General features: G+C 58.9%; 10 protein-coding genes. 6 read left to right on the top strand and 4 right to left on the bottom strand.

The features are described from left to right. Nucleotides 1-67 precede the first annotated feature (67 nt). The gene (locus EP837_RS08815) at nt 68-760 is read right to left on the bottom strand and encodes an RES family NAD+ phosphorylase (RefSeq protein ID WP_066526523.1); all 693 of its coding nucleotides are present in this window, start codon (nt 758-760) and stop codon (nt 68-70) included. 5 nt (nt 761-765) lie between these two features. Continuing rightward, nucleotides 766-1,155: an MbcA/ParS/Xre antitoxin family protein gene (locus EP837_RS08810; protein WP_066526520.1), complete on the bottom strand. Its 390-nt coding sequence runs from the start codon at nt 1,153-1,155 to the stop codon at nt 766-768. A gap of 129 nt (nt 1,156-1,284) precedes the next feature. On the opposite strand from EP837_RS08810, the gene EP837_RS21285 reads away from it, so the two are divergent. The 6 genes from EP837_RS21285 to EP837_RS08785 all read left to right on the top strand — a co-directional run bounded on the left by EP837_RS21285 (nt 1,285) and on the right by EP837_RS08785 (nt 11,568). After that, entirely contained in the window at nt 1,285-1,434 is a 150-nt protein-coding gene (locus EP837_RS21285; RefSeq protein ID WP_197486255.1) for a hypothetical protein, read from the top strand. 4 nt (nt 1,435-1,438) lie between these two features. Continuing rightward, on the top strand, nt 1,439-3,202 hold the full coding sequence (locus EP837_RS08805) for a ThiF family adenylyltransferase (RefSeq protein WP_197486254.1): 1,764 nt from the start codon (nt 1,439-1,441) through the stop codon (nt 3,200-3,202). Further along, nucleotides 3,199-3,705: a Mov34/MPN/PAD-1 family protein gene (locus EP837_RS08800; protein ID WP_066526518.1), complete on the top strand. Its 507-nt coding sequence runs from the start codon at nt 3,199-3,201 to the stop codon at nt 3,703-3,705. The genes EP837_RS08805 and EP837_RS08800 overlap by 4 nt, the downstream gene beginning before the upstream one ends. A 649-nt stretch (nt 3,706-4,354) precedes the next feature. Continuing rightward, entirely contained in the window at nt 4,355-6,415 is a 2,061-nt protein-coding gene (locus tag EP837_RS08795) for a hypothetical protein (RefSeq protein ID WP_156518452.1), read from the top strand. 204 nt (nt 6,416-6,619) lie between these two features. Next, nucleotides 6,620-8,971 carry an McrB family protein gene (locus tag EP837_RS21550; protein WP_225870522.1) on the top strand — a complete coding sequence of 784 codons (2,352 nt, stop codon included), beginning with the start codon at nt 6,620-6,622 and terminating at the stop codon, nt 8,969-8,971. A 245-nt stretch (nt 8,972-9,216) separates the two neighbouring features. Next, nucleotides 9,217-11,568, top strand: a complete 2,352-nt coding sequence (locus tag EP837_RS08785; protein ID WP_225870597.1) for a hypothetical protein — start codon at nt 9,217-9,219, stop codon at nt 11,566-11,568. A 161-nt stretch (nt 11,569-11,729) separates the two neighbouring features. Here the strand turns inward: EP837_RS08785 and EP837_RS08780 are convergent, their stop codons facing one another. Then, on the bottom strand, nt 11,730-12,215 hold the full coding sequence (locus EP837_RS08780; protein WP_066526512.1) for an RES family NAD+ phosphorylase: 486 nt from the start codon (nt 12,213-12,215) through the stop codon (nt 11,730-11,732). After that, nucleotides 12,212-12,643 (bottom strand): antitoxin Xre/MbcA/ParS toxin-binding domain-containing protein, encoded by a 432-nt coding sequence (locus EP837_RS08775; RefSeq protein ID WP_065847313.1) that lies wholly within the window; start codon nt 12,641-12,643, stop codon nt 12,212-12,214. The genes EP837_RS08780 and EP837_RS08775 overlap by 4 nt, the downstream gene beginning before the upstream one ends. Nucleotides 12,644-12,881: the final 238 nt, after the last annotated feature.

The following is a 12,881-nucleotide window of genomic DNA, read 5'->3' as shown; positions in this document are numbered from 1 at the left end:
GCCCGATCTTCCATTTCAGACCATTAGCACGATGCTGGCCGTTGATCGGCTTAATGGCCGCAAGAGACTACGCAGCGAGAGCGTCATCTGGTGACGAAAGGTCCTCGGGATTTAACCTCCGGCCCACTTCATCGAAGGCGTAGACCGCTGAAATACGGGATCCGTCCCATGCGAAACGATAGTGAACCGTCTGGATCGTTCGCCCAAGCCTGTCGCCTCGCAACACCGCGTAGCAGCGGTGCGACGGTCGCTCAGGGGGGCAGTAGATGATGCCATCCGCCGCTTCTGGCAAATCTCTTGCTATCTCCCAGCGTTTTTCTCGCTCCAGGGTGGGCGAAACTTCCGAAAGGTCGGCAAACTTTCCCGCCACGGGGGTCTTGAGCATCCGCATGTCCAAGCCGAGTGCGGCCTCACTTGTTCGCCGCAGGAATCCCTCGCGCCGAGCGACCGCTACGGCGAGCGCCGTCTGTTGATAATCGGAAAGTTCTAATGCCGGCCGGGTAGGTGGGAAGAAGCGGCTCCCCTCAGGGTTGAGGTATTTGAATGGAGCGAGATTCCAGTTTTGAAGCTGCGGCGACCCGCTATCGCCATACAAGACTCGTAGCCGCTCACTTGACTGTAAACGCGGATTGGTGCGCGCCTCGATCTCCGCGAGTTGATCGAGCCTGTCGTTTGCCACAAGGCCGCCGAAAACAGAAACGGGCGGGAAACGCGACGGAATGAGCCTGTAAAGTTCACATTCGATGTCGACCAACTCCATTGCGATCAACCCCCACGCTGAGCATCGAGATATTGCCGAACTCGATATATGTCTGCGACTCCCCCCCGCAACATAATAGCCAGGGCAGACTGGCCATCAAAAAATTCGTTGGGCTTTTGCATCCAGGCGTCGCCGCGTTCGTCGACCGTGAACAGGATACGAAGGGCCTTCCAAATGGCCAAAATGTGAGAGAGGCGTTCCGTCGTATCATTCGGAATCGTTCCGCCTTCTTTCTTCCATTTGAAGAATGTCGACCTGCCCGGTGAGCCCAAGAGCTTGATCTGATCGTCGGTGGTCAACTCCCAGCGTTCCGCGATCTGGAAAAAGGCCTCTAGCTCGACCGGAATCCGGGTTGTTCCCATGCCCGCGCGAGCATCGGCTTGCGAATTGCCCATAAAAAGCTCCCCGGTCCATTTCTGGACTTGATTTGCAAATTAGTCCTGATGCATACAGTTCAAATCAGGACTCGAACGCGATTCTAGTCCATGATGACACGGCGTCAAGAGTCCTCTCAGGAGATCATGATGAACAGCAACAACAATGGAAATCCGCCGGGCCACCCGGATCATCCGCAGCACCCCGATGTGCCCAAAGGCCCGCCGAGCCATACACCCGGCCGTCCGGATGGTCCGCCGGTGCCGTCCAACCCGCCGCCCCACCGCCCGGTTGGTTGAAGAGATGACCGCGGCCGAGGGCTGGTGGGACTTATGGGACGGCCTGTACCGGGCCGAATTGGCCGCGTTTGAACGCCAAGGCGCTGCGGTCTCGGTTAAGCACAAGTCAGATGGCTTCCTCCTGTTGGAAGCGATCTGGCCGGCCAAGGAGCGAGGAGATATTCGGCTACTTGTCGGGTTCTCCTCGTTACATCCCTATTGCCGCCCCGAAGTGACGGCACCCGATCTTGAACTCGATCGCCATCAAAATCCGCAAAGCAAGGCCCTCTGCCTTTTGATCCAAGGCAATGGCCAGTGGGACCCTAACGAACTTGTGGCTGACATGATCGACCGCCAGTTGCAGCAGCTGTTCGATGCCATCGGCCACCGCAATGCTGGCTCTTGGGAAGAAGCGGCTAAGGCGGAGGAGCCTTATCCAGATCCGCTCTCGACCTATTTTAACGGCCAGGGTGAAACCAACTCTGCCGTGTACTTTGGACAAGGGCGCGCCGCTCCAACCGGCAAATTCGGCCCAGCGACAGCCGTCAGCCAGGATCGCCCGATAGCGCGCTCTAAGAAGGACGGCCCAGCTTTCGAAGCGATCCTGACGCAGACGAAACCTGCTAAAGGGGTTTGGCTCGCAGAGCCATTCGAACTGCCGCAGCGAACAGGAAAGTGGTCGCCACTGCCAGCCCGATGGGTGCGCATGAAACCGACCCATGGGCGGGACGCGGCAGCCCTCCTGGCCGAAGCGGAAGCACTGATCGCAGCTGAGGCGAACCTGTTCCAGGGTGAAGCAAGCGCCTGGACGAAGATCGGGAAAGCCCCCTTGAGTATCACGGCGATTCTCATTGAGGAGGAGGTCGCTTATGGTCCGAATGGTCTTGGCGATGGATGGATTTTCCTGGCTAGTCGTTGGGTCGGCAAGCGTCGCCATGTCAGCTTCGTCCGGGGCTATGGCATTTCCGACGACATGTTCAGCCGATTGCCGGTCGCCAGCGCGCTGCGCGGTAAGAAGGCCCTGCTCATAGGATGTGGTGCGATCGGGAGCTTCGCCGCTATTGAGCTGGCGCGAGCCGGTTTCAAGGAAATCAGCCTGTTCGATCCCGACCTCGTCGAGCCCGGCAATTATGTTCGCTGGCCGCTCGGTCGGTCGGTATGGGGTGTTTCCAAGTCCGAGGTGCTCGCAGCGTTCATCCAGCAAAACTACCCGTGGACGCAGGTGTCCAGCGGCCAAACCAAAGTCGGCGCGGCGCTTTCTGACTCGCAAGAACTGGGACAACTCAAAGGGAACATCTTGCAGCAATTGCGGTCGCTGATCCGCTCGGTTGACGTCGTGATCGACACGTCGGCATCAACGGAATGCCAGCAGGCGCTGGCGTTCCATTGCAAAGACATCGGAACCCCTCTTGTGATCGGATATGCAACCCTTGGCGCCGCAGGCGGCGTGGTTGCGAAGTTCGCGACCGATCATCCAGCATGTTTCCTATGCGTACAATCTCAATGGCTTGACGGCACGCTACCGTTGCCCGCGGAAGACACCGGGGGCAGCGTACTTCCGGTCGGATGCAACGCGCCGACATTCACAGGGGGCGCTTTCGATCTGCAGGAAGTGTCGCTGCAAGTGGTTCGCGGTGCGATAGCCGTCACCATTCCGGATGTCTTCGACGCGGGTGATTGGGACGTTGCCGTCCTCTCGCACTTCAAGGACGGGAGGCGGGTCTTACCGACCTGGGAAGTCGGGCATGCCCGTGCGCACCCAGTTTGTTGTGGCCGGGAGGTAGCGTGACTCTCTGGCTGAGCGCCACTGCAAATCTTCGAATTCTTGAACTGGGCACTGCATTCCATCCGCTGGAAACGGGCGGCGTTATGCTCGGTTGGCACGACGGGGAGGATCGGATCGTGGCCCGAGTCATCGGCCCCGGACCGCGGGCAATGCATGGGCGGCACGCCTTCATACCCGATCATGCTTGGCAACTGGAGCAAATAGGCAAGGCATTTTCGGCAAGCGCCGGCGATCTTGATTATCTTGGAGACTGGCACACACATCCGGACACGCCGGCAGTGATGAGCAATGAGGACCACATGACCCTGCGGCGAATCGCCAAGCGGGTCCCAAGAGCCGCGATGCTCATCACCTCGCTGAGCGAGGAACGTTTCGAGAGCCGGGCCTGGACCTATAACAAACCGGGCCTGCTGGCACGGGCGCGGTCCGTCGAGACTGACGTCCGGATCTTTGAACCGCCTGAAGAATGGGGCCTAGAGAAGATCGGTGGACCTAACCTGCAGTAGACAAATTCCAGTAGCGAATGGGTTCCGATCTTCACGAAGCCACTGTCGCCAACATAGCCGCCATAAACGGGTGCGAATGGAATCACTGGAAGTTGCCGTACATTCACACGTCGAGCTATGGCGTCTCCTGGCCGCTTGCGGTCAGACCGCATTTAGTGCGCGACGAGGAAACTAGACCTTAGATCAACTAGCCATTCGAGCGAGAGTGACTGGATGCAGCCTTTATCGCTGCGTGGTCGCTTGCCGAAAGCAGATGCCCGTTCACATAAAAGCATGCATCTTGAGCAGACTGCGATGAACCGGCATTGGGACTTTCGCCGGTTGCCGTGGCATGAGCGTAGCGACGAATTTCAAATAGGGCAGGATTTTGGGCAGCCTATCGATAAATCTGCGATATCGGCCAGTCAGGATCGGGTGGTGCGTGGAGCGCGGCGATTTAGCTGCATTCCGCTACTCCGCGCGTTGTTCCTTTTCGTTGTGGGGCGGACGCTTCAATCCGATCATTCCTATCGACGATCCTACAGAAGCGCGTGCTCTGATCGACCTTTTCCGAGTGGACTGCCTTCATGCCGCAGCGAAGTCCGCAGCCGTCACGGGTTTCATCGAGTCACAGGCTCATCTACCATGGCCTGATTACCAGCGCAGGTTCGTGATCGACCGCGGACACACCGGCAAAACGTCAACCTTCGCCGATCTTCTGGCGCCCACGCGGATGCTGTTCGAAGAGCATTACAAGAATAACCCACAGGCCGACGCATTGGTCGTCCTCCACCAATGGAGCGATGAAGATCCACTTGCGGACATGTTGCTTGCGACCCTCGGCGGTTTGCCTCCGACCGGGGAATGCGCGCACGACTATCGCGGATTGATCCAACAGCATCTCCGGGCACCGCTCTACAAATTGGCGCACGACATTCCGATCGAGCTTCCCGGGATGGCCCAAATGTCCCTTGCCAGTTTCAACAGGTTCGCCATGAAGCAGCATTATGCGGTGCGCTCGAGCCACAATCAGCCCGGCTTCTACATAGGAAATGCCGCGGATTTCGATGATCTCGTCAGCTACTGGAACCTGCGGGCCACCGACATTCCCCTGATCTTCTACGACCCGGCGCAAGCGGCGCGTCTCGATCATTTGCGAGACCAGTGGTTGGGGCGCGTTGCTCCACAGACCGGCTCTCAACCGATCGGCCCCGCCTGGCGCCAAGGCATGGCGATATGGTCGCGAAACGACCCTAAGACCCTGGACCTTGCTGGCTTCGGCGAGCAAAAAATTTTCAGGTCGGTGAATCCTGTCATCTGGAACGGGCTGAATGTGCGAGCACCGATCATGATGTTTGGGACGGAGAGCGTGCTCGCTTCGGTCGATGATGCAAAAGAGCAGCCGACGATCGCTTTCATGATCCCGAATTCGCCGCTGAAAGACGACGGGGGCCTTTCAGACCAGCAATATGTCGTTTCTGTCGATCCGGGGATCGGTCTGCTCGGCAACGAGCGTTTCACGCTGCATCCGCCGTTCCTGCCGCACTTGAACGAATTCTATGGTCGCAACGGCGTCGTGCACTGGAACAAGGCGCGGGCCGAACCAGGATCGCTCGGCGTCGTCGTCGGCGGATCGGCACACGACCTTACGATACGAGCGATCGAGACGCGAAAGCTGTTCGAAGAAATTTTCAAGAGCGTCGGAATCTCGGCGGCCCCAAGTCCCGCCGGCCTCGTATGCAACCGGCTCGTGCGCCAGATGGGTGGCGTCGATGGCTGTCGCGTCTTTCGGATCGGCGGCGTGCGTGATCTGATCGAACGCTATCCGCCGGACAGGAGCTTCACGACGAGTGCCGCAAAGCAGGCAATCCGCGCTGAAGGAAGTGACCATCCTCTCAGCGACTATGAGAGCTTGTACATAGAGCCGCGCCCGCCCGGCGTGCGCCTGACCAATGATGCGGTGCTGGCGCACCTGCTTCGCAAGGAAGTGTTCAGGCCCGGCCTCAAGCTCGATTGCCCCAGTTGCCAGCTCGAGTTCTGGCAGTCGCTCGATGATATCCGCACCAACGCCAAGTGCGAATATTGCGGGAACCTATTTCATGTAGGGCCGCAGTTGCGCGATCGGGACTGGGCCTATCGGCGATCGGGCCTGTTCGGTCGGAACGATAATCAGGAGGGCGCGATCCCCGTCATGCTGACCCTGCTGCAACTCCACCATCTGCACGAGCCGACCTCGTTTGCGATGACGACCGCAATGTCGCTCGAACCCAATGGAGCCGAAATCCACAAATGTGAGACGGACTTCGTGTTTCTCGTTAATCGAGGCCGGGACTATCGGGTCCAGGTCGCGATCGGTGAGTGCAAGACGCGGAAACCGATCACCGAGGACGACGTCCAGCACCTGCTGCGCGTCGCCAAGGCATTTCCCCCCGATCGGTTCGACGTGTTCCTGATCTTCTCGAAGCTGGCCGATTTCAGCGACGAGGAGGTACATCGGATCGCAGCCGCCAATGATGAGTATGTCAGGCGGACCATTATGCTGACTCCGCGAGAACTCGACTGCTGGCATGCCTATGAGCGCGCCGCCGAGCTGTTCGACATCGACCGGACAATCATCGACCTCGAGGGCATGGCGGAGGCGACGCACCGGATCTTCTTCGAGAAGGCCCTCCGCCCATCTCAGCCGCTGACCGATCCGGCAAGCACCGGAAACCAGACGGTCGGCTCGTAGGTGCCACAAATTGATTCTGAAGCGATTTGAAAGGGCGCGTTGCTGCCGGGCAGTTCACTCCAGCATCCTTCAAGGCTCTTCACGGCGGTCTGGAGATAAAACTTTCGGTTTGGTACAGGGAAACCACGGGAGTTCTGCTAGCAGCGGCAGAATAGAGTTTGCTGATGTTTAAAAATCTTTATCGTACCTTAACCCGATTTAATCATGAACGAATTCGACGATCCTGAGAGTCTGCAATTGCTTCAACCTAACGTGCCGCGAGGCGGAGTTGCATTGAGTGCCGAGATTGAACAACAAGTCTCACGAAGGTCTGATGGCACCAGTGGTGTTCCTGATGCCTCGCTAGAATCAGCCCTTAAACGAGTTCCTGCTGATCTTCTGCATGAGTTGCGTAGCGCCTGGGGGCTGAACCATGCGGGACCCATATGGGTCGTGGGCCGCGTATGGGTCAAAATTCTTTCGGATGGCCGTGAACTCTGGTTCCTGGATGATATTGAACACCCAGAAAGCGGCGTGGGCTTGCTGTATCCCACGCTTCCTGGGGTTTCAGGTCGCGATGTGGCCGATGCGTCGGCCGCATTCGTACCCCCAGGGCCTTCCCGTAAGGTAATCGGCCAACGCGCCGCCGAGGCCGGCAACCAATGGGCCATCGCGGAACTTGAGCTTTCCTCGCTGACTGAGCGGCGCAAGCGTCGAAATCCTTGGCTGCTCAACGTCCGGTCGGGATCAATGCGACCGTTGGCTGAAGCCCCTGCAGAATGGCAGATCGCTGCATCCGGTGCGGAATCGGCGAGACGTATTTCGAGCTTGGCGCGGCATGAGATCGAGAATCACGTTCGTAAGTCAATCCTGGAGGAGGACGAAGAACTTGCTCGCCGCCACGCCGACAATGTCGAGGCGCTCGGCAGGCTGGATGCTGAGCGTCGCCAGGCACAGGACGATGCTCTTGTCGCTCGAGCAGAAATCGAGGCCGAGCTCGCCAAGCATCGCCAGAATGCCGTTGAAGCCGAAACAGCCGCCGCCGACCTTCAAGTCCGGCTTGGCGTCGAGAAACAGCGGTTCGCCATGTATAGAAGCACAATGGAGCAAGAGAAGCAGCTTATGGAAATCACCTACCGTCGGCTGACCGATCTGCTCACGGAAAAGGGTAATCGTCTGATTGCCCTCGGATTGGCCGATGCCGACGACGTCGCTGCGCTGCTGCCAGACATTGCCGTTGCGCAGGACGAGCGCCTTGGCGTCAGTTTCATGGATGCCCTCGGCGGCGACTATGCCCGCCTGGCGCCACTGCTTCAGCGCAGCCTGGCTGATAGCGGATTGCTCTATTCGCAGGCCCAGCTTCGCGATTTCCTGGCGCTGCTTCGCACGCGAGATCTCATTGTGCTGGCAGGAGACTCTGGGTCCGGCAAGACGAGTCTGGTGCGTGCAGCGGCGACAGTGATCGGCGGGAGATGCACCGTCATTCCGGTGAAGCCGAACTGGACCGGCCCTGAAGATCTGCTGGGCTACTACAATCCGATCGAGCGGAGCTACCAGTCCACACCTTTCCTTCTCGCACTCCAGGCTGCGGCGCGCAGCCCGCACGTGCCGCACTTCATCTGTCTGGACGAGATGAATCTTGCTCGAGTGGAGCACTACTTTGCCGACTTCCTCAGCTTGCTGGAAAGTCGCTCCACATCGCCGGAAATTCACCTCTACACGGCCGACGAGGAGCGCCATGTCGTAGTGGAGCAGGGCATTTTTCTGGGCGTCGAAGCCGAAGCCCGCCGCCGTTCCGGCCTGGCAGATACGGCGACGTTGGAGGAGATCCTTCGTCACGATCAGGCCAACGCGGAGCTGCACAGGCTCGGAGGACTGGCTGACAATGAATCCGTTTTGATCCATCATGCACGCCTCCGGCGCTCGCTATCGGCCCAGCTTCGCATGCCTACCTCGCTGACACTTCCCGGCAACGTCTGGATATTCGGCGCAGTGAACATGGACGACACCACCCACCAGCTTTCGCCCAAGGTTCTCGATCGCGTACAAGTCCTGCGGTTCCGAAACCCCATGCTGGCCGATTGGGACGCGATCGAGCGTGAGGTGCAGGATGCTTCAGAAGCATTGCCACCGCTCGATGGTCCTTTGCGGATGCTGCCACACGAACTGGGTAGCCGCGCGGAATATCCTGCTTTCGATCGCAGCGATGCGAACGTAATGTTCCTCTCGCAGATCGCACGTCAGTATCTCGATCCGCTGGGCGTGGAATTCGGGTTGCGTGCCGTGCGCCAGTCCCAAGGCTACATCAGTGCCGCAACCGCAGCAGGTATCAGTACAGACGAGGCACTGGACAATGTGATCAAGCACAAGATCCTGCCGAAGCTCGCGTTCGATTCGGCGCGTCCTGCAGCCAATGGGAGGCCGCGCCGCGAACTCCTGATGGAACTGAGCGCCGAACTGACAAGGCGATTTGAAAACGCACGCCTTGATCCGGATACGAGCAGCGTGTCGGATCTGGAGCGCATGATCAAGTTGGCCGAAGGCAACAACGGCATCATCAACTACTGGCTGCGCTGAACCATCACGTGGGGGTTCTGGCGCACTATCTCAACATCGAATGGGAGGCCCGAGGCGTAGCGCGTCAGGTTGAGGTTTCGACCTATCCCATTGAGATCGAGACGAGCCCGGGCGGCACATTGCATGCCGAAGTGTCCATCTTCCGTGATCCCGCGCCATGGTTTGGCCTTCAACTGTCCGGAGCTCTGGCAGATGTCGAGCCCTGCACTATCAACGCCCAGGATGAGCGCCTCCCATGGCTAAAGGTGTTGGACGAACGCGGCGGAGCATGGTGGATTCCCGAAACAGGTTGGAACAAGGCTGGGCACAAGCACATATCGGAAATGCACCGCTCATTCGGTTCGTTCTCGGTTGACCTTGGATCAAGCCGGAAGCTCATCCTCGACGCCGTGGCTCTGGAACTCGATCGCGCACATGCTCAGGACTATCTGGAGGATTTCACGGATGAACTGGTCTGGCTGGCGATAGGAAGCCGCGCCGGGGCATTGGGGGAGATCGGGTCGGATAGCAGCCGCGATCTTCTTGACGCCCTCCGCGCGTTCGCCGATGCGGCTGGCCGCGTTCTCGAACATCCTGCGTGCGAAATTCGCGAAGTGACCGCCGTTATGGCGACGGCCAAGGTTCGCCCAAATCCGGAGACGTTCCGAGCCGTCATGCGCCGGCCAGGTGCTCGTACATACCCTGGCCGTACAGCGCAGGAAAGTTCTGATATTCCTGAGAACCGCTATCTGCGCGGGCTTGTCGAACACTGCCGCCGTCTAGCCAGATCGGTCGCGCGTTCGTCCAGCCATCATCAGTCCCATCTCACTGCAAGGGCAAATCGGGAGAGGTCGAGGGCGGCAGAATTACTCGCCGTCGAAAACGTGGACATCGACCCGGAAATCTTTGACAATCAGCTTTCCGACATCCGCGCCCGCCTAGACGCCATCGCCGAATGGCCAGGTTCTACACCCACGCCGGGGCAGACCGAACGACTGTATCGGTTTACAGTCGGCAAGGAATTCAGGCGTGAGAGGGGCGGAGTCAAGGAGTTCTTCTATCGAAACCCCGACAGGGATGATCGTTATGACGGCCGTCAGGGCATAGATTTCAGCGTCGCCCGGCTCCCGGAAGACCTACACGATCTGGTTATTGCCACTTCCCGTTTCGACAAAGATGTCCGCCTAGATCTGACTGGAAACGCGGTTATCACGAAGTTTCAGACGCCCAATAAGGTTGGACGTCGTGCCGCATTCACACATATATCGAGTGCGGACGCCCATTCACCGGTTCTCAAGCGGCGCGAGGCTGCGCGATCACGATATGAGCAGCATGGATGGCGTCGCCCTACTACCCGCCGGGAACAGGAAGAGTATCGCCTCGAGGCGAACAGCGCAGTTACGCGCGCTAACCACTTTGCGGAGCGCGGCGCGCGGAATGCGGCGATCTGCGCCGGACTGGATGCAGTTGCCAATGCACTGGGGCAGCAGGACGCCGACTGGGAACACCTCAAGGTTCCCAGCAGCTCGGCATTTCCGATGGGAATGCGCTTCTTCCAGTCACCGATCTATGCTGCGGCACTTGCCGCCTTCCAGAAGGTGTCAGTGCTCGAACGGCGCACTGGTCTCAGTGGCGATACACTCGATCGGCTAGCACGTATCAACACCTTGCATGCCAGCGCGCTCTACGAGCGCTGGTGCCTGATCAAGATCATCGGCGTCCTCATTCAGGATTTCGGCTTTGAGCCGCAGGACGATTGGGTGACACATGTAGTCGCGTCTGTCACCCAGCCGCGGATGCATAATGACTCTGGCTTTTCGCTGAGTTTCACCCGGACCCATCCAAGAATGTCCGCCTGTCTCGACGTTGAGCCTGTGTTGGCGAATGGTCGTCGGCCAGACTTTCGCCTGCGCTTCGCCGTTGGAGCTTCCCAAGGGGAACGCCGGTCGATCTTTAGGGATGTTATGCATTCCCAGTCAAAGGCCGGGTTGGTCATGGACGCCAAGTTTCGCACGCGGTGGAAGCCGGACGAGCTTTCCTCGATGCTGACGTCGCTGGTCGATATCAAGAAATATGGCCAGGAGGGGGACAGGGTCTTCATTCTGCAGCCCGCTAAGGCCGCGATCGAACACCGAACCTCCCCGCTCAGCTGGCGGCGAGATTGCGACTATGGGCAGAACCATCCTACAGGGCACGCTCGTGGCAGCATCCAGCTCGCTGCCGATCCCATATCCGGTGCCGCGTCACTGTCCAATCTGCGGCGGCTGATCGCCCTTGAACTGCAGCAGATATTCCCTGCACCCGAGGCCAGAGAGCTTCGGAATGGAAGCAGTGCAGGACCCTGGGGCGGTACAACGGAGATATGCCGTTCGACCGCCACCTTCTGTATCGCTTGCGGCAAGAAGCACGAGCCTGCTGATGTGAAGCCGGATCGTACGGAGAGTGGAAACAGGAAATGGTACTTCCGCTGCAGCGGGTGCGGTACCGGCACGATGCAGACCCATTGTTTTGGATGCGGGGCGTCCTTGCATAAGAATGGCCAGCACATGACCTACCACCTGACCGTCGCTGACCAGATTTCCAACGTGGTCTGTCATGAATGCGGCGCGGGTTTCTGACTTTTCCAGGTTGTTGTTTGCAGCATTGCTCGAAACTCGGCCTTTAGATCTGACGGGCGCCCAGGCTTTAGGAGCGGCAGTTTTTGGGAAACGGACCTGCCAGCGGTAATGGCCAGAACTGGCGCACTGTGCCCCGGCCGATGGTCCGCGCAAAAAAGTGGCTAAATCTGGAACAGGCGCAGGTCCCAAGGTACCGGACTCGCCATGTCGTGAGTGATCTTGCCCGCGTCGGGGTGACGCAGATTTATGAGAAAGTTGCGCTCGATCCGACCGCCGGGAATTGATGGGACGATGAGTATGCACGAGCGACATTCGAGACACCATGTGGCACCGAAGGTCTTCGAAATCGAATCGTCGATCCCGTCCCAGCCCGGATGGGAAGTCTGCGGGAATTCTTCGTAGCTGACGCCCGGCGGAATCGTGAGGCGGATGTAGTGCTGGTTCCCGGGAAGCACCCCGTTGAAGTGGGCGAGTTTCTCGATCAGCGCGGTCGCATAATGCTCAGAGGTGTAGAGCATTGGGCTGCGCGGGGTGTTCCAGCGTCCCGGGAAAAGGCGGGCTCCCTCGTCATCATAGATTGGATGCTTTCCTGCAGGGTCACCGATCCGGTAGCTGTAGAGAACCCTGTCAACGATCCCCGGCTTCAAGCGCCGCCGCCATAGGCTGCTCGGCCGAGGAGATTGATAACAAGATCGGCACCAATTCCCGTGTCGGTAGCCACGTCAATCGGCCTCTGGTTCTCAAGCATTGGGTGCGAACGGTAGAGAAACTCGCGCGCCTTGATCTCATCGTGATAGATCTCCATCGCAAATTCCCAGACCTTTGCGACGGCCGCGACACGATTGCCTTCGTCAACGGTGAGCTTTGGCTCGCTGGCGCCTTTGCGCCGCGTCAGCGTTGCACGGGGCACGAAGCGATACGGGAAGCTAGCGTCGTCCGGCGCGATAGCCTTCGACAACCGCTCTAGCGAGGAGAGCGGGAGTCCAGCCTTGATGCGGTTCGCGATCGCCAGCGGTGATCGCGGGCCTGTCTTTAGCCCGAGCGAGTCAGCAAGGCCGCATGCTTCCGCGATCATCATTATTCTCCTTCGTTCATATGAGCCATATATATGGCTCATATGGTCAAAAGACAAGATCGAACCGGTCGGACAATGGAGCTTGCTCCTCCCTGCAACCCGAGACAGCCTCAGCTAAACGCAGCCGTGCGTTCAACCCGCTAGAAAGCAAATTGATGCAGAGCCATCTTTGTCCGATTCCAAGTAACCGCGGCACTTGAATGACCGCCCTTGGCGCGATGCCGAACGGCTGCTGGTC

Origin of the sequence: Sphingobium sp. EP60837 (assembly GCF_001658005.1) — a bacterium.
In the GTDB taxonomy this organism is placed as follows: domain Bacteria; phylum Pseudomonadota; class Alphaproteobacteria; order Sphingomonadales; family Sphingomonadaceae; genus Sphingobium; species Sphingobium tyrosinilyticum.
The sequence above is the reverse complement of the archived record's forward strand: the minus strand, read 5'-3'. Positions and strand labels throughout refer to the sequence as shown.

Bases quoted from the DNA above. Each gene is read 5' to 3' on its own strand.
- EP837_RS08815 (WP_066526523.1), bottom strand. From the start codon at position 760: ATGGAGTTGGTCGACATCGAATGTGAACTTTACAGGCTCATTCCGTCG.
- EP837_RS08810 (WP_066526520.1), bottom strand. From the start codon at position 1,155: ATGGGCAATTCGCAAGCCGATGCTCGCGCGGGCATGGGAACAACCCGG.
- EP837_RS21285 (WP_197486255.1), top strand. From the start codon at position 1,285: ATGAACAGCAACAACAATGGAAATCCGCCGGGCCACCCGGATCATCCG.
- EP837_RS08805 (WP_197486254.1), top strand. From the start codon at position 1,439: ATGACCGCGGCCGAGGGCTGGTGGGACTTATGGGACGGCCTGTACCGG.
- EP837_RS21550 (WP_225870522.1), top strand. From the start codon at position 6,620: ATGAACGAATTCGACGATCCTGAGAGTCTGCAATTGCTTCAACCTAAC.
- EP837_RS08775 (WP_065847313.1), bottom strand. From the start codon at position 12,643: ATGATCGCGGAAGCATGCGGCCTTGCTGACTCGCTCGGGCTAAAGACA.